Origin of the sequence: Pseudomonas fulva (assembly GCF_023517795.1) — a bacterium.
Lineage (GTDB): Bacteria > Pseudomonadota > Gammaproteobacteria > Pseudomonadales > Pseudomonadaceae > Aquipseudomonas > Aquipseudomonas fulva_D.
In genome coordinates this window covers 1,471,493-1,494,356 of record NZ_CP082928.1, presented here as the reverse complement: position 1 = coordinate 1,494,356, position 22,864 = coordinate 1,471,493, and the positions used below count along the sequence as shown (strand labels likewise).

The 22,864-nt window shown below is 65.8% G+C and carries 21 protein-coding genes and 1 pseudogene; 12 read left to right on the top strand and 10 right to left on the bottom strand.

Going from position 1 to position 22,864, the window contains the following annotated elements; translation table 11 throughout:
* Window positions 1-26: 26 nt before the first annotated feature.
* Window positions 27-2,204 (bottom strand): malate synthase G, encoded by a 2,178-nt coding sequence (locus K8U54_RS06755; RefSeq protein ID WP_249909420.1) that lies wholly within the window; start codon window positions 2,202-2,204, stop codon window positions 27-29.
* A 309-nt stretch (window positions 2,205-2,513) separates the two neighbouring features.
* Here K8U54_RS06755 and K8U54_RS06750 point away from each other — a divergent pair, with 309 nt between their 5' ends.
* Together K8U54_RS06750 and K8U54_RS06745 are read left to right on the top strand one after the other, a co-directional pair.
* Window positions 2,514-2,960, top strand: a complete 447-nt coding sequence (locus K8U54_RS06750) for a GNAT family N-acetyltransferase (RefSeq protein ID WP_249909419.1) — start codon at window positions 2,514-2,516, stop codon at window positions 2,958-2,960.
* A 22-nt stretch (window positions 2,961-2,982) separates the two neighbouring features.
* Window positions 2,983-3,414 carry a glycine cleavage system protein R gene (locus tag K8U54_RS06745; RefSeq protein WP_249909418.1) on the top strand — a complete coding sequence of 144 codons (432 nt, stop codon included), beginning with the start codon at window positions 2,983-2,985 and terminating at the stop codon, window positions 3,412-3,414.
* On the opposite strand, the pseudogene K8U54_RS06740 reads toward K8U54_RS06745, so the two are convergent.
* From K8U54_RS06740 to K8U54_RS06720, 5 genes and pseudogenes are all read right to left on the bottom strand, one after another.
* Window positions 3,357-4,298, bottom strand: a pseudogene (locus K8U54_RS06740) (IS481 family transposase); the annotation flags it as partial. The gene K8U54_RS06745 and the pseudogene K8U54_RS06740 sit on opposite strands and share 58 nt — an antisense overlap.
* Window positions 4,299-4,436: 138 nt before the next feature.
* The gene (gene rarD, locus K8U54_RS06735; RefSeq protein WP_249909417.1) at window positions 4,437-5,321 is read right to left on the bottom strand and encodes an EamA family transporter RarD; all 885 of its coding nucleotides are present in this window, start codon (window positions 5,319-5,321) and stop codon (window positions 4,437-4,439) included.
* Window positions 5,322-5,409: 88 nt separating this feature from the next.
* A complete protein-coding gene (locus tag K8U54_RS06730; protein ID WP_249909416.1) occupies window positions 5,410-6,384 on the bottom strand; it encodes a serine/threonine protein kinase in 975 nt (324 codons plus the stop codon).
* A gap of 62 nt (window positions 6,385-6,446) precedes the next feature.
* Window positions 6,447-7,211 carry a TOBE-like domain-containing protein gene (locus K8U54_RS06725; protein ID WP_249909415.1) on the bottom strand — a complete coding sequence of 255 codons (765 nt, stop codon included), beginning with the start codon at window positions 7,209-7,211 and terminating at the stop codon, window positions 6,447-6,449.
* Window positions 7,212-7,268: 57 nt separating this feature from the next.
* A complete protein-coding gene (locus K8U54_RS06720) occupies window positions 7,269-8,006 on the bottom strand; it encodes a ComF family protein (protein WP_249909414.1) in 738 nt (245 codons plus the stop codon).
* An 82-nt stretch (window positions 8,007-8,088) separates the two neighbouring features.
* On the opposite strand from K8U54_RS06720, the gene bioB reads away from it, so the two are divergent.
* From bioB to K8U54_RS06670, 10 genes are all read left to right on the top strand, one after another.
* Window positions 8,089-9,144: a biotin synthase BioB gene (gene bioB, locus K8U54_RS06715; protein WP_249909413.1), complete on the top strand. Its 1,056-nt coding sequence runs from the start codon at window positions 8,089-8,091 to the stop codon at window positions 9,142-9,144.
* Between the two features lie 84 nt (window positions 9,145-9,228).
* On the top strand, window positions 9,229-10,401 hold the full coding sequence (bioF, locus tag K8U54_RS06710; RefSeq protein ID WP_249909412.1) for an 8-amino-7-oxononanoate synthase: 1,173 nt from the start codon (window positions 9,229-9,231) through the stop codon (window positions 10,399-10,401).
* Window positions 10,401-11,108, top strand: a complete 708-nt coding sequence (locus tag K8U54_RS06705) for an alpha/beta fold hydrolase (RefSeq protein ID WP_249909411.1) — start codon at window positions 10,401-10,403, stop codon at window positions 11,106-11,108. Before bioF ends, K8U54_RS06705 begins: the two co-directional genes overlap by 1 nt.
* Window positions 11,105-11,896, top strand: coding sequence for a malonyl-ACP O-methyltransferase BioC (gene bioC / locus K8U54_RS06700; protein ID WP_249909410.1), 792 nt, complete (start codon window positions 11,105-11,107; stop codon window positions 11,894-11,896). Before K8U54_RS06705 ends, bioC begins: the two co-directional genes overlap by 4 nt.
* On the top strand, window positions 11,893-12,576 hold the full coding sequence (gene bioD / locus K8U54_RS06695) for a dethiobiotin synthase (protein ID WP_249909409.1): 684 nt from the start codon (window positions 11,893-11,895) through the stop codon (window positions 12,574-12,576). Before bioC ends, bioD begins: the two co-directional genes overlap by 4 nt.
* Before the next feature lie 92 nt (window positions 12,577-12,668).
* The gene (locus K8U54_RS06690; protein WP_070884509.1) at window positions 12,669-12,935 is read left to right on the top strand and encodes a hypothetical protein; all 267 of its coding nucleotides are present in this window, start codon (window positions 12,669-12,671) and stop codon (window positions 12,933-12,935) included.
* Window positions 12,936-13,181: 246 nt separating this feature from the next.
* Window positions 13,182-13,928, top strand: a complete 747-nt coding sequence (locus K8U54_RS06685; protein ID WP_249909408.1) for a putative metalloprotease CJM1_0395 family protein — start codon at window positions 13,182-13,184, stop codon at window positions 13,926-13,928.
* A 150-nt stretch (window positions 13,929-14,078) separates the two neighbouring features.
* Window positions 14,079-15,884: a phenylacyl-CoA dehydrogenase gene (locus tag K8U54_RS06680; protein ID WP_249909407.1), complete on the top strand. Its 1,806-nt coding sequence runs from the start codon at window positions 14,079-14,081 to the stop codon at window positions 15,882-15,884.
* Between the two features lie 143 nt (window positions 15,885-16,027).
* A complete protein-coding gene (locus K8U54_RS06675) occupies window positions 16,028-17,320 on the top strand; it encodes a GGDEF domain-containing protein (RefSeq protein WP_249909406.1) in 1,293 nt (430 codons plus the stop codon).
* Between the two features lie 94 nt (window positions 17,321-17,414).
* The gene (locus tag K8U54_RS06670) at window positions 17,415-19,190 is read left to right on the top strand and encodes an acyl-CoA dehydrogenase C-terminal domain-containing protein (protein ID WP_249909405.1); all 1,776 of its coding nucleotides are present in this window, start codon (window positions 17,415-17,417) and stop codon (window positions 19,188-19,190) included.
* Window positions 19,191-19,520: 330 nt separating this feature from the next.
* Here the strand turns inward: K8U54_RS06670 and K8U54_RS06665 are convergent, their stop codons facing one another.
* Genes K8U54_RS06665 through K8U54_RS06650 form a run of 4 tightly spaced genes read right to left on the bottom strand, consistent with a single transcriptional unit; the run spans window position 19,521 to window position 22,862 of the window.
* Window positions 19,521-19,910 (bottom strand): YkvA family protein, encoded by a 390-nt coding sequence (locus tag K8U54_RS06665; protein ID WP_249909404.1) that lies wholly within the window; start codon window positions 19,908-19,910, stop codon window positions 19,521-19,523.
* The gene (locus tag K8U54_RS06660; protein WP_249909403.1) at window positions 19,907-21,040 is read right to left on the bottom strand and encodes an ABC transporter substrate-binding protein; all 1,134 of its coding nucleotides are present in this window, start codon (window positions 21,038-21,040) and stop codon (window positions 19,907-19,909) included. The genes K8U54_RS06665 and K8U54_RS06660 overlap by 4 nt, the downstream gene beginning before the upstream one ends.
* The gene (locus K8U54_RS06655) at window positions 21,040-21,813 is read right to left on the bottom strand and encodes an ABC transporter ATP-binding protein (RefSeq protein WP_249909402.1); all 774 of its coding nucleotides are present in this window, start codon (window positions 21,811-21,813) and stop codon (window positions 21,040-21,042) included. Before K8U54_RS06655 ends, K8U54_RS06660 begins: the two co-directional genes overlap by 1 nt.
* Window positions 21,810-22,862 carry a FecCD family ABC transporter permease gene (locus K8U54_RS06650; RefSeq protein WP_249909401.1) on the bottom strand — a complete coding sequence of 351 codons (1,053 nt, stop codon included), beginning with the start codon at window positions 22,860-22,862 and terminating at the stop codon, window positions 21,810-21,812. Before K8U54_RS06650 ends, K8U54_RS06655 begins: the two co-directional genes overlap by 4 nt.
* Between the last annotated feature and the right edge of the window lie 2 nt (window positions 22,863-22,864).

Genomic DNA, 22,864 nt, shown 5'->3' with positions numbered 1-22,864 from the left:
GGCGGTTTTTCTTTTGCGCTGCTGTCTTATCGCGCCAGGCTGGCCTTCAGCTCCCGACGACGGCGGTGCAGCACCGGCTCGGTGTAGCCGTTGGGCTGCCTGGCGCCTTCGAGCACCAGTTCCACGGCCGCCTGGAAGGCGATGTTGCCGTCGAACGCCGGTGCCATGGGGCGATACAGCGGGTCACCGGCATTCTGCCGATCCACCACCGGTGCCATGCGCTTGAGGCTTTCCAGCACCTGCGTCTCGCTGACCACGCCGTGGCGCAACCAGTTGGCCAACAGCTGGCTGGAGATGCGCAGGGTGGCGCGGTCTTCCATCAGGCCGATGTCGTTGATGTCCGGCACCTTGGAACAGCCGACGCCCTGGTCGATCCAGCGCACCACGTAACCGAGAATGCCCTGGGCGTTGTTGTCCAGCTCGTTGCGGATTTCCTCGGCGCTCCAGTCCGTGTCTGGGGCCAGCGGAATGCTGAGGATTTCATCCAGCGAGGCCGGCGTGCGCTTGGCCAGTTCGGCCTGGCGGGCGAACACGTCGACCTTGTGGTAGTGCAGCGCATGCAGGGTGGCGGCGGTCGGCGAGGGCACCCAGGCGGTGTTGGCCCCGGCCAGCGGGTGAGCGATCTTCTGTTCGAGCATGGCGGCCATCAGATCGGGCATCGCCCACATACCCTTGCCGATCTGCGCACGGCCCTGCAGGCCGCTGGCCAGGCCGACGTCGACGTTGTTGTTCTCGTAGGCGCTGATCCACTTCTCGCTCTTCATGGCGGCCTTGCGCACCATGGCGCCAGCCTCCATGGAGGTGTGGATTTCGTCGCCGGTGCGGTCGAGGAACCCGGTGTTGATGAACACCACACGCTCGCTGGCGGCGGCGATGCAGGCCTTGAGGTTGACGGTGGTGCGCCGCTCCTCGTCCATGATGCCGACCTTCAGGGTGTTGCGCGCCAGGCCCAGCACCTGCTCGACACGACCGAACAGCTCGCTGGTGAAGGCCACTTCCTCCGGGCCATGCATCTTCGGTTTGACGATGTACACCGAGCCGGTGCGGCTGTTGGCGCGGCTGCTGTTGCCGTTGAGGTCGTGCAGCGCCGCGAGGCTGGTGCACAGCGCATCGAGAATGCCTTCGGGCAGTTCGTTACCGCTGGCGTCGAGGACCGCCGGATTGGTCATCAGGTGGCCGACGTTGCGCACGAACAGCAGGCTGCGCCCGTGCAGGGTCAGCTCGCCGCCGTTCGGGCGGGTGTAGACGCGATCCGGGTTCATGGTGCGGGTGAAGGTGCTGCCGCCCTTGCTGACCGCTTCGCTGAGGTCGCCCTTCATCAGGCCCAGCCAGTTGCGGTAGACCAGGGTCTTGTCGTCGGCATCCACCGCCGCCACCGAATCTTCGCAGTCCATGATGGTGGTCAGCGCCGACTCCATCAGCACGTCCTTCACGCCGGCGGCGTCGGTACTGCCGATCGGGCTGCTGGCGTCGATCTGGATCTCGAAGTGCAGGCCGTGGTGCTTGAGCAGGATGGCGATGGGCGCGCCGGTCTCGCCCTGGAAGCCGACCAGCTGATCGGCGTCGCGCAGGCCGCTGATATCGCCATTGGCCAGGGTGACCAGCAGCTTGTCGCCCTCGATGCGGTAGCCGGTGGCCTCGGCGTGGGAGCCGGCGGCCAGCGGCGCGCTTTCATCGAGAAAGGCGCGCGCGGCGGCGATCACCTTGTCGCCACGTACCCGGTTGTAGCCCTGGCCCTTTTCGGCGCCGCCTCTCTCGCTGATCGCGTCGGTGCCGTACAACGCGTCGTACAGCGAGCCCCAGCGGGCGTTGCTGGCGTTGAGCGCGAAGCGCGCGTTCATCACCGGCACCACCAGCTGCGGCCCGGCCATGCGGGCGATCTCGTCGTCGACGTTTTCGGTGCTGGCCTGCACCTGCTCGGGCTGCGGCTGCAGGTAGCCGATCTGCTCCAGAAAGGCCTTGTAGGCCGCCGCATCGTGGGGCTTGCCGGCGCGCTCGCGGTGCCAGTCGTCGATCTGCGCCTGCAACTGGTCGCGCTTGTCGAGCAGCGCGCGGTTCTTCGGCGCCAGGTCGCGGAACACGGCGTCGGCGCCGGTCCAGAACGCATCGGCCGTTACGCCGCTGCCGGGAATGGCTTGGTCGTTGATGAAATCGAACAGCACCTTGGCGACCTGCAGGCCACCGACTCGAACACGCTCAGTCATCTCTCGCCTCTCTGCTTCGCTTAGCCTGTGTAACGGCGGGAACCCTCGATGCTGCGCAGACCGACCGCTGTCGGGGCCGTGGTCAACGGCTGCCCGCGTTGCTGCAGTGCGTCTGGAGGTGCTTCGTGAGCGGGGTTTTCCACAACCAGCAGGACTGGGTTTGGGGTTGTGTAGTGGTTTTCGCCAGATACTACATGAACGAATCGGGAAAAACAGTCCAGAAATGATCGACGCGACCTTGGTCGTATTCCGTGCCGCCCCTTGCCTGGGGAGCTGCCTATACTCCAGGCACCCATGAGGATCACGACCATGCCCACACGCATCGCCACCGCTGCGGATCTGGATGACCTGGTACCCCTGTTCGCCGCTTACCTGGACTTCTACGGCGTCGGCAAACCCGAGCGCCAGGTCCGTGCATTTCTGGCCGAACGCCTGGAGCGCGACGATTCGACCCTGCTGATCGCCCGGGACGATGGAGCGAACGCCCAGGGCTTCGTGCAACTCTATCCCCTGTATGACTCGCTGGCGCTGCGCCCCAGCTTTCTGCTCAGCGATCTGTATGTGGCCGAACACGCGCGCCGCCAGGGCATCGGCGAGCAGTTGCTGGAGGCGGCCCGCCAGCACGGGCTGCGCGTTGGCGCCTGCGGGCTGCAGTTGGAAACCGCGCGAACCAACCAGGCCGCGCAGTCGCTCTACGAGCGCCTGGGCTACGTGCGTGACGCGATCTATTTGACCTACCGGCTCGACCTGAGTTGAGCGCTATCGAGGAGAGCGGCATATGGATCACCTGATACTCACCGTCATCGCCCAGGACCAGCCGGGCCTGGTCGAGCGCGTCGCCCAATGCGTGGCCAGGCACGGCGGCAACTGGCTGGAGAGCCGTATGTCGCGGATGGCCGGCCAGTTCGCCGGCATCCTGCGGGTGGACGTGCCGGCGGCCTCCCACGGTGCGCTGATGGAAGCCCTGAACGAACTCGGCGCCCAGGGCATCCGGGTGCAACTCGCCTCGGCGGGGGCCGAGCCGGACTGCACCTGGAAGTCGATCCACCTCGATCTGCTGGGCAACGACCGCGCCGGTATCGTGCGCGATATCACCCGGCTGCTGGCGGCCAATGGCGTCAACCTGGAAAACCTGGTCACCGAGGTGACCCTGTGTAAACCCAGTACGTTGTTCAGTGGCAATGGAGCCCGACTAATTGGCGGTTTGTAGTTGAGGCTGCTATGCGGCCTGTGCCAGTTGTAGTGATGCAGCCAGGCAGGCAAATGTCTGGCTCGTTGCTCGGAGCTGTCATAGCTGCGTGCATAGGCCCACTCACGCAGGCTTGTCTGGATGAAGCGCTCGGCCTTGCCGTTCGTTCTCGGTGTGTAGGGTTTGGTGCGGATGTGCTTAAGTCCGAGCCGAGCGCATAAGCGCCGAAACGAATGAGAGCGGTAGCAGGCGCCATTGTCTGTCATGACGCGCTTGAAGCGGATGCCTAACCCCCGGTAGTAACGCAACGCCCGCAACAAGGCTCGACAAGCGCTACTGCCGCGCTCATCTGGGTGCAGGGTAGTGAAGGCCAGCCGGGACGCATCATCAATGGCCACATGCACGAACTCCCAGCCAGCACCATCGGAGCCCTGCAGACGATCGCCCGTAACTCGGTGCCCTGGTCTCCAGAATCGGCCCAGCTTCTTGATGTCCAGGTGCAGGAGATCGCCGGCGTTGGGGTATTCGTAGCGCACTACTACAGGGGCGGGCTCTAGCTCGGCTAACCGATGAAAGCCAGCTTGTTTGAGACGGCGCGCAACTGTACTGACGGCCACGCCGAGTGCTTGAGCGATCTGTCGGTAGGTATGGCGAGATTGGCGTAGTTGGATCAATTGTGCGATCAGATCGACTGCCGTCTCGTGAGGGCATGAATGCGGACGTGATGAACGATCCATCAGACCGGCCTCGCCCTCCTCACGAAAGCGCCTGAGCCACTTGTAGGCTGTGCGGACACTGACTCCTGCGGCTTGTGCGGCATCCTCGACACGTAGCCCATTGAGCATGCGTTGTACAAGAAGGGCTCGACCTCGAGGGGTAAGACGGGCATGTTTATGCAGGTTCATCCGGGGCTCCTGGAAGGCTGTGTTGGTCGCGCTTCCAGAATTCCGGGAACGCCCCGGATGAACAACCTACTGAGAGATCACAACTAGGCACTGGAGATGTAAGGCCGCTCGACAAGCGGCCTGTATCTGCAACAGGCCCTAGCGCTTGCGCAGCGTCAGCCAGGCGTCGACGCTGTACACCGCCAGGCCCGCCCAGATGAACAGAAAGGAAATGAGTTTCGCCGGGTCGAAATGCTCGCCGAACACGAACACGGCCAGCAGCAGTACCAGCGTCGGCGCGATGTACTGCAAAAAGCCCAGTGTCGCGAACGGCAAGTGGCGCGCGGCGGCGTTGAAGCACACCAGCGGGATCAACGTCACCGGCCCGGCAGCCATCAGCCACAGCGCTTCGCTGGTGGTCCAGAACGCCGGCTGGCTGCTCATGGCGGCAGGGTGGAAGAGAATCCAGCCGATGGCCAGGGGCAGCAATATCCAGGTTTCCACCACCAGGCCCGGCAGTGCGGCGACCGGCGCCTTCTTGCGGATCAGCCCATAGGTGGCAAAGCTCAGTGCCAGGGCCAGCGATACCCAGGGCAGGCTGCCCACCTGCCACAGTTGCTGGGCCACGCCGGCGGCTGCCAGGGCGACCGCCACCCACTGCAGGCGCCGCAACCGCTCACCGAGCAGCAGCATGCCGAGCAGCACGTTGACCAGCGGGTTGATGTAGTAGCCCAGGCTCGCCTCGAGCATGCGCTCGTTGTTCACTGCCCAGACGTAGATCAGCCAGTTGCCGGCGATCAGTGCACCACTCACGGCCAGCACCGCGAAGCGCCTGGGGTGGTCGAGCAGTTCGCGCAGCCAGCCCGGGTGCTTCCACACGAGCAGCAGCAGGGCGCCGAAGAGGGCGGACCAGATGGCGCGGTGAACGATGATCTCCAGGGAGGGAACGGCCTGGATCGCCTTGAAGTACATCGGGAACAGGCCCCAGATGACATAGGCGGACAGGCCCAGGATGTAGCCGCGGCGCAAATCTGCGGTGGCCATGTAAGTCCTTAACGAGGCAGTGGCGGGACGCATCATTCTAGTGCGCAGTTGTCTGCGCGTTCAGCTTTTTGTTATCGGCATGGCCGACTCAGAACAGCTTCAGCGGCTCTTCATCCAGCGCCGCGATCTGCTCGCGCAGCATGAGGATCTGCTCGCCCCAGTAGCGTTCACTGCCGAACCAGGGGAAGCTCTGCGGGAAGGCCGGATCGTCCCAGCGGCGTGCCAGCCAGGCGCTGTAATGCATCAGGCGCAAGGAGCGAAAACCTTCGATCAGCGGCAGTTCGCGGGGGTTGAAGTCGTGGAACTCCTGGTAACCGTCGACCAGCTCGGCGATCTGCCCGAGGCGCTCATGGCGTTCACCGGCCAGCATCATCCACAGGTCCTGGATCGCCGGGCCCATGCGGCAGTCGTCCAGGTCGACCATGTGATAGGTCTCGTCGCGGCACAGCAGGTTGCCCGGGTGGCAGTCGCCGTGCAGGCGGATGGCGTTGGCCGGGTTTTCCGCGAACAGTTGATCGAGGCGCCCCAGCAGGTCCCGCGCCACCGACTCGTAGGCGGGCAGCAGGCTCCTGGGAATGAAGTTGCCGTCCAGCAGGGTCGCCAGGGAGGCATGGCCGAAGTTGTCGACCCGCAGGGCTTCGCGATGCTCGAACGGGCGCAGCGAGCCGACCGCATGCAAACGGCCGAGCAACTGGCCGAGGCGATAGAGCTGATCCAGGTTACCGGGCTCCGGGGCCCGCCCACCACGGCGTGGAAACAGCGAGAAGCGAAAGCCGGCGTGCGTGAACAGGGTTTCGCCGTCGCGCTGCAGCGGCGCCACCACCGGCACATCGCAGTCGGCCAGCTCGGCAGTGAAGCTGTGCTCTTCGCGGATCGCCGCGTCGGTCCAGCGATCCGGGCGGTAGAACTTGGCGATCAGCGGCGTCTCAGCCTCGATACCCACCTGATAGACGCGGTTCTCGTAGCTGTTGAGGGCCAGCACGCGCGCATCGCTGAGGTAGCCCAGGCTCTCGACGGCATCCAGAACCAGATCGGGGGTGAGGGCGGCGAAAGGATGGGTCATGGGCGGCTCCTGCGGTTGGCCGCAGAGTGTAACGCCTCGACGGCGGGCGCCGGCATTATTCGCTAGACCTGGGTACCCAGCAGCACCTGGGTGGCGGCAAACTGCGCGCGCACCGCGCTGCCCACCACCAGGCCCTGGGCCGTGAGCTGCTCGGCAGACGCCTGGGCGCACAGCGTCTGGCCGTTGGGCAGGGCGATGCGCACCTCGCAGGGACCGTCGGCTTCGAGGAGGATCTGCTCGATGCGCCCGAGCAGTTCGTTGAGCTGTGGATCGGCGGCTTCGGCCACGGCGCTGAGCTGCAGCCAGCCGGCCTTGATCAGCACCAGCAGCGCCACGCCCGGCTGCAGTTGCAGGTGCGCGGTGCTGCTGCGGGTGATCTGTGCCTGGATCAGCGCACCGCCGGGCAACTCGACGTCGACCCGATCGTTACCGCCCCGTGGATGGATCGCTCGCACCCGGCCGCTGAGCTGGTTGCGCGCGCTGGTACGCAGCATCAGGCGGCCCAGCACCTGCAGGTCGGCATCATCGTCGGCGGCCTGCAGCAGGTCGGCCTGAATCGCCTGCAGGCGCTGGTGCAGGTGCAACAGGCGCTCACCCGTCGAGGTGAGTCGTGCGCCACCGCCGCCCTTGCCACCGACGCTGCGGGCCACCAGGGGCTGGTCGGCCAGGTTGTTGAGTTCGTCGATGGCATCCCAGGCCGCCTTGTAGCTCATGCCGGCCGCCTTGGCGGCACGGGTGATCGAGCCCTGTGCGGCGATCTGTTCGAGCAGGGCGATACGCTGCGGGCGGCGGGTGACGTGCTGGGCGAGCGACGAGAGGGTGGACATGGCGGGGGCGGCGATCAGTACGACGGCTGGTCACTGTGCGCGACGGCCCCGGCATCGTCAATGCTCGCCCGGTGCCGGGGTGCGCGCCAGGCAATAGACGTCCACCCGCAGCGCGCCGGCGCGGATCAGCAGGCGTGCCAGTTGCTGGGCCGTGGCGCCGGTGGTCAGCACGTCGTCGACCAGTGCCAGGTGCAGGTCATTTGGCCGTGCGCTGGGCGACAGCGTGAAGGCGCCACGCAGGTTGCGCCGGCGTGCGGCAGCATCGAGTTTCTGTTGGGCGGGTGGGTCGCCGATACGCAGCAGCCAATCGCTGCGCGGGGCGATCTGCAGCGCGCGGCCGAGCACCTCGGCGAGCATCTGCGCCTGGTTGAAGCCGCGTTGGCGCTGGCGCTTCGGTGACAGGGGCACGGGCAGCAGCAGGTCGGGCCTGGGCAGCCCTTCGTTGAACGCGTGGGCCAGGTGCCTTGCGAGGAGGTCGCCGAGCAAGCGACCGATGGGCCAGCGCGCCTGGTGCTTGAAACGGTTGATCAGCGCATCGACAGGAAAACCATAGCCCCACGGCGCCTCGACCCGGCTGAACGGCGGCGGTCGTTTCAGGCAGTTGCCGCAGGTCAGGCCATCGACCGCCAGCGGCAGGGCGCAAACCTGGCAATGGGCGCCGAGCCAGGGCAGCTCGGCCTCGCAGCCGGCGCAAAGCGGCAGGGGCATATCGACCCGCTCGTCACACAGCAAGCAGGTTTGTTTTATTTTTAACCAGTTGTAAACCTTGGGTGAGTATGGTGGTTGACAGTGCATGGGGCTTCCTTAACTATGCCGCACATCCGTGTTGGGTCTGTTTCGACTGTAGCAGGCCGCCTGTAGATAAGGACTTGCCCCCATGAGCGCCAGTACCGCTACCACCCTGCGTCACGATTGGAGCCTGAACGAAGTTCGGGCGCTGTTCGAGCAACCCTTCAACGACCTGCTGTTCCAGGCCCAGACCGTGCACCGCGCGCATTTCGACGCCAACCGCGTGCAGGTCTCGACGCTGCTGTCGATCAAGACCGGCGCCTGCCCGGAAGACTGCAAGTACTGCCCGCAATCCGGCCACTACAACACCGGCCTGGACAAGCAGAAACTGATGGAAGTGCAGAAGGTGCTGGAAGCGGCCGCCGAGGCCAAGGCCATCGGCTCGACACGGTTCTGCATGGGCGCGGCCTGGAAGCATCCGTCCGCCAAGGACATGCCCTACGTGCTGAAGATGGTCGAAGGGGTGAAGGCCCTGGGCCTGGAAACCTGCATGACCCTGGGCAAGCTCGACAGGGAGCAGACCGCCGCCCTGGCGGAGGCGGGGCTGGATTACTACAACCATAACCTCGACACCTCGCCGGAGTTCTACGGCAGCATCATCACCACCCGTACCTACAGCGAGCGCCTGCAGACCCTGGCCTACGTACGCGACGCCGGCATGAAGATCTGCTCCGGCGGCATCCTCGGCATGGGCGAGTCGCTGGACGATCGCGCCGGCCTGCTGATCCAGCTCGCCAACCTGCCGGAGCACCCGGAGTCGGTGCCGATCAACATGCTGGTCAAGGTCGAGGGCACGCCGCTGGCCCACGAGGAAGACGTCGACCCCTTCGACTTCATCCGCATGCTGGCCGTGGCGCGCATCATGATGCCCAAGTCCCACGTGCGCCTGTCCGCCGGCCGCGAGGCGATGAACGAGCAGATGCAGGCCCTGGCCTTTTTCGCTGGCGCCAACTCGATCTTCTACGGCGAGAAGCTGCTGACCACCGCCAACCCCCAGGCCGACAAGGACATGCAGCTGTTCGCCCGGCTCGGCATCCAGCCCGAGGCGCGCGAAGAGCATGCCGATGAGGTGCACCAGGCCGCCATCGAGCAGGCGCTGGTCGAGCAGCGTGACTCGCGGCTGTTCTACGACGCCGCCGTCTGATCCTTTGCAGAGCGCCTGCTCTTTGCCGGTGCGCCGTGACGGTCGCCGGTGGGCGCTGGACGCTCTGCGCTTTACGGTGAACCCATGTCTTTCGATCTAGCCGCTCGCCTGGCCGAGCGCCGCGCTGCCGATCTGTATCGCCAGCGCCCGTTGTTGGGCAGCCCCCAGGGCCCCCTGGTGCAGGTGGATGGCCGCCGGTTGCTGGCCTTCTGCTCCAACGATTACCTGGGCCTGGCCAATCACCCGCAGGTGGTCGAGGCCTGGCGTGCCGGCGCCCAGCGCTGGGGCGTCGGCGGTGGCGCTTCGCACCTGGTGATCGGCCACAGCACGCCGCACCATGAGCTGGAAGAGGCCCTGGCCGACTTCACCGGGCGGCCGCGGGCGCTGCTGTTCTCCACCGGTTACATGGCCAACCTGGGTGCGGTCACCGCGCTGGTGGGCAAGGGTGACACGGTGCTCGAGGATCGCCTCAATCATGCCTCGCTACTGGACGCCGGCCTGCTCAGCGGCGCGCGTTTCTCGCGTTACCTGCACAATGACCCGCAGAGCCTGGCCAGCCGCCTGGCCAAGGCCGAGGGCAACACCCTGGTGGTCTGCGATGGCGTGTTCAGCATGGACGGCGATGTGGCCGACCTGCCGGCTTTGTGCGCCCAAGCGCGGCGCCATGATGCCTGGGTGATGGTCGACGATGCCCACGGCTTCGGCACCCTGGGTGCCACCGGCGGCGGGGTGGTCGAGCAATTCGGCCTGGGCATCGACGAGGTGCCGGTGCTGGTCGGCACCCTCGGCAAGGCGTTCGGTACCGCGGGCGCCTTCGTGGCAGGCGATGAAGATTTGATCGACACCCTGGTGCAGTTCGCCCGGCCCTATATCTACACCACCAGCCAGCCACCGGCACTGGCCTGCGCCACCCTCAAGAGTCTGGAACTGCTGCGCAGCGAGCACTGGCGCCGTGAGCACCTGGCGGCGCTGGTCGGTCGATTCCGTGAGGGGGCTGCGAGCATCGGGCTGACGCTGATGGACAGCAGCACCGCGATCCAGCCGATCCTGATCGGCGACAGCGCCCGTGCCGTGGCCCTGTCCCGGGCCTTGCGCGAGCGCGGCCTGCTGGTCACCGCGATTCGCCCGCCCACCGTCGCGGCGGGCACTGCGCGCCTGCGGGTCACCCTGTCCGCCGCCCATGAGCCGGCCCAGGTGGATCGCCTGCTCGACGCCCTGGCCCAGTGCTGGGCGCAGCTACCCGGGGAGCCCGTCTGATGGCTCGGTCGCTGATTCTGCTGCCCGGTTGGGGGCTCGGCAGTGCGCCGCTGGGGCCGTTGTCCGAGGCGCTGGCCGGCCATTTTCAGGTGCGCATCGAAGCCTTGCCGGCGTTCGAGCAGGCCGACATCGAGCGTTGCCTGGACGTGCTGGACGACCGGTTGCCCCGTGGCGTCTGGCTGGGTGGCTGGTCCCTCGGCGGCATGCTCGCGGCGTTATTGGCGGCGCGCCGCGGCGCGGATTGCCCGGGGCTGCTGACGCTGGCTAGCAATGCCCGGTTTACCGCCAGCGAGGCCTGGCCGACGGCGATGCCGACAGCCACCTTCGCGGCCTTTCGCGAGGCCTATGCCTTGAACCCCAGCACCACGCTCAAGCGTTTCGCCATGCTCTGCAGCCAGGGTGCCGTGGATTTTCGCGGCCTGTCCCGCCGCTTGCTGGAACAGGCCGATGGTGCCGATTCCCTGGCCGGCCTGGATCTGCTTGCCGCACTCGACACGCGAGCGGCGCTGCAGCAGTTCACCGGGCCCCAGCTTCATCTGTTCGCAGCCGACGATGCCTTGGTGCCAGCGGCGGCTGCGACGGCCATCCGGGCGCTACAGCCGACCGCTGACGTGCGCCGCGTCGAGGGCGCGAGCCATGCCCTGGTGGTCGAACAGGTAGGCGAGGTGGCTGCTGCGGTCGGGCGCTTTCTGGAGGCGCGGACATGAGCGCGTTGCCGGACAAACGTCGGGTCGCCGCATCCTTTTCCAGGGCCGCCGGCACCTATGACAGCGTGGCGCAACTGCAGCGCGACGTCGGCCGGCAGTTGCTGGGGTATCTGCCGCCGGCCCTGCAGCCGCAGCACTGGCTCGACCTGGGCTGTGGCACCGGCTTCTTCAGCCGTGCGCTGAGGGACCGCTATCCGCGCAGCCAGGGCATTGCCGTGGATATCGCCGAGGGCATGTTGCAGCACGCCCGGCAGGCGGGTGGCGCCCAGGCCTTCGTGGCCGGCGATGCCGAGCGGCTGCCGCTGCGCGATGGCAGTTGCGACCTGATCTTCTCCAGCCTGGCGCTGCAGTGGTGCGCGGACTTCGCCGCCGTACTCGGCGAGGCGCACCGGGCGCTGCGGCCGGGTGGTGTGCTGGCGTTCAACAGCCTGTGCGTCGGCACCCTGCAGGAGCTGCGCGACAGCTGGCAGGCGGTGGATGGCTTCGTGCACGTGAATCGTTTTCGCAGCGCCGAGGATTATCAGCAGCTATGCGGCGCCAGCGGCTTGCGCGTGGAGCGGTTGCGGGTGTGTGCCCATCGCCTGCATTACCCGGACCTGCACAGCCTGACCCATGGCCTCAAGGCCCTCGGCGCCCACAATCTCAATGACGGTCGTCCGGCCGGGCTGACCGGCCGCGCACGGCTGCGTGCCCTGGCCGATGCCTACGAGCAGCGGCGCCAGCCCGAGGGGCTTCCGTGCACCTACCAGGTCATCTACGGCGTATTGCAAAAGGAGCCCTGCCCATGAGTGCCGCCTATTTCGTCACCGGTACCGACACCGAAATCGGCAAGACCACCATCGCGGCCGGCCTTCTTCACGCCGCGCGGCTTGCCGGGTTGTCGACCGCGGCGGCCAAACCGATCGCCTCCGGTTGCCAGCTCACCGCCGAGGGGCTGCGCAACGACGATGCCCTGGCACTGCTTGCCCAGTGCAGCCTGCCGTTGCGCTATGACGAGGTGAATCCGCTGGCGTTCGCGCCGGCCATCGCGCCCCACCTGGCGGCTCGTGATGCCGGTGTGTCGCTCGAGGTACCGGCGTTGCAAGCGGCGGTTCGGACGATTCTCGACAAGGGCGCGGATTTCACCCTGGTCGAAGGCGCCGGTGGCTGGCGCGTGCCGCTTGGCGGCATGGCCACGTTGGCCGACCTGGCCCGGGCCTTGGGCATTCCGGTGGTTCTGGTGGTGGGGGTGCGGCTGGGCTGCATCAACCACGCGCTGCTGAGCACCGACGCCATCGTTGCCGATGGCCTGACCCTGGCCGGCTGGGTGGCCAATGTGGTGGATCCGCACGTCGCGCGGCTGCAGGACAACCTCGCCACGCTTGCCGAGCGACTTCCCGCACCCTGTCTCGGGCAGGTGCCCTTCCTGCCATCGATCTGCACCGAGCAGGTCGCGCAGCACCTCGATTTATCGCGATTGATGCTATGAACGCCAACTCTTGCATCATTTTTGGCTGTACATCTTTTGACCGGCTTCTGCTTAAATGCACGCTATAAAGTTCCTGCAGCAGGAGACGTCCCATGCAGATCTCGTCCACCAGCGCATTCAATGCTGGCATCAATACCATCCAGTCCGGCCAGCGCCGGGTCGACCAGGCCGCCGGTGAAATCGCCAGCGCACCGGTCACTGCCGAGCGTGCCCAGGCCAACGAGCCTTCCGCGGCGCGCGCCGACATCGCCGAGAACATGGTCGAGATGCGCGTTGGCCAGTACGAAGCCCAGGCTGGCGCTCGTGTCGTGCAGACAGCGGACAAGGTGCTGGGCACCTTGATCGACGTCACCGCCTAAATCGCAGCGCCTTCCGGTACCTCAGGAAACGTTGGCGAGGCAGTCAGCGCAATACCGATGGCGGCCCCACAAAAACAGGCGAAAAAGCGACCGGGGTCGCGTTCGACTTTACGTTCGTAAGCGAGCATTTTGATGGGGGCGCCCAGCCTGGACTCGCATCCGAGCCTGTTTTTAACGCGCTGCTGACAACGCAGGCAGTTTTTAGAGGTGCCCGTTCGGGGCGTTCGACTCTGGAGGGATCACGCCATGCAAATCGCCGGTTTCTCCTCCACCTATTCATTTGCCTCTCCGGCTGTTCCCCGTCCTGTCGAATCCGCCGGCTCGCCCGAACTGGCCCGGGCGTCTTTCGCGCCCGTTGCCGCCAGTGCCGAAACCGATTCCTCCAGAGGCGCGACCTCGCAAGAAGAGCAGGACAAGCCGCAGGACGCCTCGGCCGACGCCCCTGCCACCGGCAAACCAGGCGAGCCGCGCACTGCCCAGGAAGAGCAGAAGCTGCAACTGGTCATCGCCGAACTGGCCAACCGCGACCGCGAAGTGCGTAGCCACGAACAGGCCCATGCTGCCGTGGGCGGGGTGCATGCCGGAGCGCCTACCTATACCTATACCCGCGGTCCGGATGGCAAACGCTATGCCTCCGGCGGCGAGGTGAGCATCGATGTCGGTGCCGTAGCCAATGATCCCCAGGCCACCCTGACCAAGATGGAAATCGTCATTCGCGCGGCGCTGGCGCCTGCCGAGCCTTCCGCGCAGGATCGCAGCGTGGCCAGCCAGGCCCAGGCGCAAATGGCGGTGGCGCGCGCCGAGCTGGCGGCCATGCAGCGCAGCGAGGCAGAATCCCCCCAACCCGCTGCCGACGAAGACGCCGAAAAAAGCGACGACCCGTCGGTCACATCCGATGCCTCCGCGAGCCCGTCCGCGCCTGCGGGCCTCAGCCTCTATGCCGCGTCTGCGGATGAACGGAAGCCATCCGGGTTGCTCGATCTCCACGCTTGAGCGTGCATAAGCGGCCTTGACAGTAATTGGGCGTAAACGTATGTTTCAAACATGTGTTTGAGAGGTGCGCGTTTATCCCTGCGCCCTTTCTGCAAACGACCGCCCACCGGTCATCCCAAACAAAAGAGACCACCCGCAGAGGTACCCGCTATGCCTGATTACAAGGCCCCCTTGCGCGATATCCGTTTCGTACGTGACGAGCTGCTTGGTTATGACGCGCACTACCAGAGCCTGCCCGGCTGCCAGGACGCCACGCCAGACATGGTCGACGCGATTCTCGAAGAAGGCGCCAAGTTCTGCGAGCAGGTGCTCTCTCCACTGAACCGCGTGGGCGACACCGAAGGCTGCACCTGGAGCGAATCCGGGGTGAAGACGCCGACCGGCTTCAAGGAAGCCTACAAGCAGTTCGTCGAAGGCGGCTGGCCGAGCCTCGCCCATGACGTCGAGCATGGGGGGCAGGGCCTGCCTGAGTCGCTGGGCCTGGCGGTCAGCGAAATGGTCGGCACCGCCAACTGGTCGTGGGGCATGTACCCGGGCCTGTCCCATGGCGCGATGAACACCATCTCCGCCCACGGCACTGAAGAGCAGCAGCACACCTACCTGACCAAGCTGGTATCCGGCGAGTGGACCGGCACCATGTGCCTGACCGAACCGCATTGCGGTACCGACCTGGGCATGCTGCGCACCAAGGCCGAGCCCCAGGCCGATGGCTCCTACAGCATTTCCGGCACCAAGATCTTCATCTCCGCCGGTGAGCACGACATGGCCGAGAACATCGTCCATATCGTCCTGGCCCGCCTGCCCGATGCGCCGGCCGGCACCAAGGGGATTTCCCTGTTCATCGTGCCCAAGTTCCTGCCCACCGCCGAAGGTGGCGTGGGTGAGCGCAATGGCGTGAGCTGCGGTTCCATCGAACACAAGATGGGCATCCACGGTAACGCCACCTGCGTGATGAATTTCGATTCGGCCACCGGCTTCCTGATCGGCCCGCCGAACAAGGGCCTGAACTGCATGTTCACCTTCATGAACACTGCGCGTCTGGGCACCGCCCTGCAGGGCCTGGCCCACGCCGAGCTGGGTTTCCAGGGCGCCATCAAGTATGCCCGCGAGCGTCTGCAGATGCGTTCGCTGACCGGCCCGAAAGCGCCCGACAAGGCCGCCGATCCGATCATCGTGCACCCGGACGTGCGCCGCATGCTGCTGACCATGAAGGCCTTCGCCGAAGGCAACCGGGCGATGGTCTACTTCACCGCCAAGCAGGTGGACATCGTCAAGTACGCCCAGGACGAAGAGCAGAAGAAAGCCGCTGATGGCCTGCTGGCTTTCCTGACCCCGATCGCCAAGGCGTTCATGACCGAAGTGGGCTTCGAATCCGCTTCCCACGGCATGCAGGTATACGGCGGCCATGGCTTCATCAGCGAGTGGGGCATGGAGCAGAACCTGCGCGACTGCCGCATCGCCATGATGTACGAAGGCACCACCGGGGTTCAGGCCCTCGACCTGCTGGGCCGCAAGGTGCTGATGACCCAGGGCGAAGCGCTCAAGGGCTTCACCAAGATCGTCCACAAGTTCTGCCAGGCCAATGAAGGCGTTGATGCGCTCAAGGCGTTCGTCGGGCCGCTGGCCGCGCTCAACAAGGAGTGGGGCGAAGTCACCATGAAGATCGGCATGGCCGCCATGAAGGATCGTGAGGAAGTCGGCGCCGCCTCGGTCGACTACCTGATGTATTCCGGTTATGCCTGCCTGGCCTACTTCTGGGCCGACATGGCTCGCGTGGCGGCGGAGAAGATCGCCGCCGGGGAAGGTGACCAGGCGTTCTACAAGGCCAAGCTGCAGACCGCCCAGTTCTACTACGCACGCATCCTGCCGCGCACCCGTACCCATGTGGCGGCCATGCTGGCCGGTGCCAGCAGCCTGATGGACATGAGCGAAGAGGACTTCGCGCTCAGCTACTGATCGCGCCGGTGGCAATCGAACCGCGGCCTGGTGCCGCGGTTTTTTTATGTGCGCCCTGTGGAGACCGGACAGGCGCGGCGTGCGTCGGCAGCCAATTACAGGCAAAATGCCAGTCTCTTTTCTCGGTCACTGCGGAGCTCGCCTTGCCGCGTCTCGTCGCGTTGCGCTTGGGACACTTTCTGCCGGCATTGCTGCTGCTCGGCGGCGGTTTGCTGGCCGCGACCCTGCCGACCCTGACCGACTTCTTCACTTCGCTGTTCAACGTGCTGCCCACCTCGTTGCTGCTGCTCGGCGGCACCTTCTGTGTGGTCTACGGCCGGCAGCGTGAGCTGTTCATGCTGCTGGTGCTGTACCTGGGCTACTTCCTGCTCGACGAGCAGGCCGATTACTATCGTGAGTTCGGCCGGGTGCGTGATGACGCGGCGCTGGTGTTTCACCTCAGCAGCCTGTTGTTGCCCGCGCTCTATGGCCTGTTCGCGCTGTGGCGCGAGCGGACCCACCTGATCCAGGATTTGGTCGCCCGGGCGGCCGTTTTGCTGGCGGTCGGCAGTGTGGCGGCGGCGTTGGCGCGGCGTTATCCCCAGGGCCTGGAGCAGTGGCTTTCGGTGATCCGCTGGCCTTCCCTGCATGCCGAGTGGATGAGCCTGGTGCAGCTGGCCTACCCGGTGTTCCTGCTGGTGATCGTCGCGCTGCTGATCCAGTACCTGCGTACGCCGCGGCCGGTGCATGCCGTGCAGTTGGTCGGTGCGCTGGCGCTGTTGTGGATGCTGCCCAATACCTTCATCCAGCCCCACGCCTTGCAGGTGATGTCCAGCGTGGTGATGCTGATGATCGTCGTCGGCGTGGCTCACGAGGCCTATCAGATGGCCTTTCGTGACGAGTTGACCGGGCTGCCTGGGCGCCGTGCGTTGAACGAGCGCCTGCAGCGCCTGGGACGCAACTACGTGATCGCCATGGCCGACGTGGATCATTTCAAGCGCTTCAACGACACCCATGGGCATGACGTTGGCGATCAGGTGCTGCGCGTGGTCGCCAGCCAGCTGCGCAAGGTGGGCGGTGGCGGCAAGGTGTATCGCTACGGCGGTGAGGAATTCACCCTGGTATTCGCCGGCAAAGATATCGAGCAGTGCATGCCGCATCTGGAGGCGATACGCCAGGCGGTCGAGCGTTATCAGATCCAGCTGCGTGACCGCCAGCAACGCCCGGCCGACGACAAGGTTGGGCGCCAGCGTCGGGCGGGTTCTGGAGCGTCCCAGGTGTCGGTGACGGTGAGCATCGGGGTGGCCCAGCCCAGCGCCACGCATCGCAGCGTGGAGGAGGTGCTCAAGGCGGCCGACAAGGCGCTCTATGGTGCCAAGAGTGCGGGGCGCAACTGCGTGAGCGCCCAGGTGCAGCGCAAGCGCGGTGCGGTCAAGCTGAAGGGCAGCGGCGCCTGATCAAACGGTGGCTGATCGGTCACGACACGACCCTATGTGTCTGAAAAGTTGTTGGGCTAGACTCGGCTTCTGACCGTGCTACCGAGGATTTCCCATGGCCGCCTACAAAGCTCCCCTGCGTGACATGCGCTTCGTGCTCAACGAGGTTTTCCAGGTTTCCAGACTCTGGGCGCAGCTGCCTGCCCTGGCCGAAGTGGTCGACGAGGAAACCGCCAGCGCGATCCTCGAGGAAGCCGGCAAGATCACCGCAGGCATGATCGCGCCGTTGAACCGCGCCAGCGATGAAGAGGGCTGCACCTGGATCGATACCGAGGTGCGCACGCCCGCTGGTTTCATCGAAGCCTACAAGGCCTACGCCGAAGGCGGCTGGGTGGGTGTGGGTGGCGACCCGCAGTTCGGCGGCATGGGCATGCCCAAGGTGATTTCCGCCCAGGTCGAGGAGATGGTCAACTCGTCCAGCCTGTCGTTCGGTCTCTATCCGATGCTCACCGCCGGCGCCTGCCTGTCGATCAACGCCCACGCCAGCGAAGAACTCAAGCAGGCCTACCTGCCGAACATGTACGCGGGCACCTGGGCCGGCTCGATGTGCCTGACCGAGCCCCACGCCGGTACCGACCTGGGCATCATCCGCACCAAGGCTGAGCCCCAGGCCGACGGCAGCTACAAGGTCAGCGGCACCAAGATCTTCATCACCGGCGGCGAGCACGACCTGACCGAGAACATCATCCACCTGGTGCTGGCCAAGCTGCCGGACGCGCCGCCCGGGCCCAAGGGCATTTCGCTGTTTCTGGTGCCCAAGTTCATGGTCAATGCCGACGGTTCGCTGGGCGAGCGCAACGCGGTGTCCTGCGGCTCGATCGAGCACAAGATGGGCATCAAGGCGTCGAGCACCTGCGTGATGAACTTCGACGGCGCCACCGGCTACATCATCGATGCGCCGAACCGCGGCCTGGCCGCGATGTTCACCATGATGAACTACGAGCGCCTGGGCGTTGGCATCCAGGGCCTGTCGACCGGCGAGCGCTCCTACCAGAGCGCCATCGAGTACGCCCGCGAGCGTATCCAGAGCCGTGCGCCGACCGGTGCGGTGGCCAAGGACAAGGCGGCCGACCCGATCATCGTGCACCCGGACGTGCGCCGCATGCTGCTGACCATGAAGGCGCTCAACGAAGGTGGCCGCGCCTTCTCCAGCTACGTGGCCATGCAGCTCGACACCGCCAAGTACAGCGAGGAACCTGCCACCCGCAAGCGCGCCGAAGAGCTGGTGGCGCTGCTGACCCCGGTGGCCAAGGCGTTTCTCACCGACCTCGGGCTGGAAACCACCCTCCACGGCCAGCAGGTATTCGGTGGCCATGGCTACGTGCGCGAATGGGGTCAGGAGCAGCTGGTTCGCGACTGCCGCATCACCCAGATCTACGAAGGCACCAACGGCATCCAGGCGCTGGACCTGGTCGGGCGCAAGATCGTCGGCAGTGGTGGCGCGTTCTGCCGGCATTTCACCGAGGAGGTGCGGGCCTTCGCCAGCGATGCCGCGCTGGCCGAGGAATTCAGGGCGCCGCTGCTGGAAGCCGTGGAGATTCTGGAGACCCAGACCGAGGCGTTGCTGGAACGCGCGCGGGTCAACCCGAATGAAATCGGCGCCGCCTCGGTGGAGTACCTGCATCTGTTCGGCTACACCGCCTACGCCTACATGTGGGCAATGATGGCCAAGGCCGCACAGGGCAAGGAAGGGCAGGATGATTTCTATTCCGGCAAGCTGGGTACCGCGCGTTTCTACTTCGCCCGCCTGTTGCCGCGCATCCATTCGCTGAACGCTTCGGTAAGCGCGGGCAGCGACAGCCTGTACCTGCTTGCGGCCGAGCAGTTCTAGGGCGTGAATCGCGTGTAGGCGATTGCTTACACGCGCTTCTGCCTTTGCCCACTATTGGCCTTCGCGTGCCAGGCGTAATCTTTACTTCAAGGACTTTGCGCAGGAAGCGCGCTGAAGCAGACAGGGATACGTGGGAAGGTGCCAGGATGGCGCGCTGATCAAGGATGTCAGAATAGAGTCTGTAAACCCCGCCTCGGCGGGGTTTTCTTTTTGTGCGCGAAAGACGGTCGTCCCCAGCAGCGCAATGGGGCGTCGTTACCGACCCTTCATGCCTCGGCTACCTTTCACCGATCCTCGATGCAACCAGGCTGGCGAACCCGTCGAGTGTGGTTACCTCTGCAGCCAGTGCCAGAGCAGAGCCGCTAAAAGCACCCAGGCCAGCACGACGAGTGCCGCGACCATCCAGCGGCCTATGCCGCCAATACGGGTGTCCGCCAACCGCTCGGCTTCAGGTCGGCAGCGCTGGATCAGGCTCGGTGGTGTCAGGCGTACCGCCAGGGCGATCCCCAGCGGCAGGAGCAGCAGGTCATCGAGCAGGCCGAGCACCGGAACGAAGTCGGGGACCAGGTCCACCGGGCTGACGGCGTAAAGCACCACGGCGATGCCGACCAGCTTGGCAGGCCAGGGCATCTCGGGCTGACGACAGCATAACCACAGCAGAATGGTTTGCCGTTTGAGCTGGCGAGCCCAGGCGCCCAGCCGTTGCAGCAGTTGACTCATGTCGCGTTCTCTTTGAGGCCACAGTGGCGGGTGGAAAATACCAGTGGTGCGTCTGGCAGTTCTGTGAAACGAGCGATCCAGGCACGATAGCTGGCGTCTGGGTCGACATCGGCGAAGGCTTGCGGCCAGAACATGCTCGCCAGGTATTCGACGCCAATGACATTGAACATGCTGTTGTAGAACTGATGGTAGAGGCCATGGACGCAGTGATCCGGGGTTTTGCCAATGCGCTCGAAGCCCGGACGTTGCAGCAGGCGCTGAAGATGATCCTGCGCGACGCTTGCGTTGGCGTGATAGCCGAGTGGCAGGGCGCCCACCCCGTCACGCAGGCGTTGGGTGCCGGTCATCACGTAGTGATCCGGCTTGCTGCGAATGAGCATTTCCAGAGCGACGTCGCCGGAGTCCCCGAGCAGCAGTCGCGAGCCCAGATTGGTCGCGCCGAGCGCCTTGACCATCGCACCCCAGCCAGTGTTGCCCTGAGTGTGGCAACAGGCGCCGCTACCGGCTTGGCCCGCGCGCGCCTCGACGAACACCCTAGGCTTCGGCAGGTCGCGGCTGCGCCGCTGCAGTTCGCCGAGTTTGGCCTGATAGGCGTCGACATAGGCCCGTGCGCGGTTCTGACGATCCAGGATGTCACCGAGCAGCAACAGACTGCGCGGTACGTTGCGCAGTGGGTCGTCCTGGCTGTCGACGTAGATCAGGGCGATGCCCAGGCGATCCAGGAGGCGGCCGAGCACGCTGTTTTCCACGGCTGGCCTGGCCTCCAGGCGCACCACCAGCAAATCCGGGCGTAGGCGAATGACCCGCTCGATATCCACGTCCCCAGCGCTGGAGAAGCCGAGGGTCGGGAGCTGGGCTGCAGTCGGCCAGCGTTCGACCAGTAGTTTCCAGAGGCTGGGATCGGAGCCGCGCAGGTTGTCGTTGAAGGCCACCACGCGAGCCAGTGGCTGCTCGGGCTCCAGGATGGCCAGGGCCAGCAGGTCGTTGCTATCCTGCAGCAGGATGCGTTGCGGCGGCGCTTCGATACGAACCTCGCGACCAGCCAGGTCGACTACTGTACGTGGGTAGCCGTTGGCATGGGCCGCGGCGCTTGCCAGCAGCAGGGTCAGCAGCAGCGCAGCGCGGCGCATCACAGCGAGGCATCCACGGCGATCTGCAGATGGCCGCGGCTGCAGGTTTCGACCCGCGCCTCGACCTTGTAGACCTCTGCCAACAGCGCCGGCGTCAGCGTCTGTTGCGGGCTGCCACTGGCCAGTGCGCGGCCGTTGGCGAGTACCACCAGGCGATCGGCCCAACGCGCGGCAAGGGGCAGGTCATGCAGCACCACGATGACGATACGCCCCTGGTCGGCAAGACCGCGTAGGGTGCCCATCACCCGGTTCTGGTGGTGCAGGTCAAGGGCGCTGGTAGGTTCGTCGAGCAGCAGCAGCGATGGCTCGCGAATCATTGCCTGGGCAAGGCTCACCAGTTGCCGCTGACCACCGGACAACTGGTCGAGCGGGCGCATGGCCAGGTGCACGATACCGAGATGCTCCAGCACGCCATGGGCTCGCTTCACCGCGTCCGGGATGTGAGTCGCCCGGCCGGCATGCAGGGCGCCGAGCAGGGTTTCCAGCACGCTCATGGCGATGCCGTCGGGCAGTTGCTGGGGCATGAAGGCGAGTTGCTGCGCGCGTTCGCGACGCGAGCAGCGCAGCAGGTCCAGCGCGCCGAGATACAGGCTGCCGGTAGTCGGCAACAGGCCCGCCAGGCTGCGCAGCAGTGTGGACTTGCCTGCGCCATTGGGGCCGACCAGCCCCACCAGCGTTCCCGGCGCTATGGCAGGCAGGTCGATGCCATGGAGAATCCGCGTGCCACGGCTGTGCACCTGCAGACCGCTAATCGTCAGAGCCTGGGCCTTCATGGGCGCCGCCCCTGGCGCAACAGCAGCGTCATGAACAGCGGTACGCCAATCAGCGCGGTCACGATGCCCACCGGCAGGATGACTCCGGGGATCACCAGCTTGCTGGCGATCGACGCCAGGGACATAACCAGAGCGCCGACCAGCGCGCTGACCGGCAGGAAGAAGCGGTGATCCTCGCCGATCAACAGGCGCGCGATGTGGGGGCCGACCAGACCGATGAAACCGATGGTGCCGACGAAGGCCACCGCCGTGGCGGCCAGCAGGCTGATGCACAGTAACGAGCCGAAACGCAGGCGGCCGACATCGATACCGAGGGTCAGCGCGCGCTCCTCGCCGAGGCGCAGGGCGGTCATCTGCCAGGCCGCGCGCAGGCTGAAGGGAATGCAGAGCAGCACCACCAGGGCCAGGGTCTGTACCGCCGGCCAGCTCGAACGGGTCAGGCTGCCAAGGCTCCAGAACACCAGTTGTTGCAGGGCATCGGGGGAGGCGATGTATTGCAGCAGGGCGACCAGCGCGTTGTAGCAGAACACCAGGGCGATACCGAACAGCAGTAAGGTCTGCACGCCGCCGGCCAGGCGTGCGACGCCCTGCAGCAGAAGCACCGAGGCGAAGGCGAAGAAAAACGCGTTGAGGGTCACCAGGGCGCTGTCCGGCACGCCGGGAATGCCCAGGTTTAGGACGATGGCCAGCGCCGCTCCGAGCGAAGCGGCGGAGGACAGCCCTAGGGTGAAGGGATCGGCCAGCGGATTGCCCAGAACCGTCTGCATCTGCGCACCGGCCAGCGACAGCGCCACACCAACCAGTACCGCCATCAATGCGAAGGGCAGGCGCAGCTCGCGTACGATCACCTGCGTATCGATATCCACAGTCTGCGGGGCGAACAGCGCCCCCAGTACTTCGCCTGGCGAAAACAGCGTTGAGCCGATGGCGATATCCAGCACCAGGCTGGCAAGTACCGCCACCAGCAGTGCAGCACAGACCAGCAGGCGCTTGTGCAGCACCCGCCCATATGCCGCGGCCAGCTCCTGGGCCGTGAGGGTGTCGTGCATGG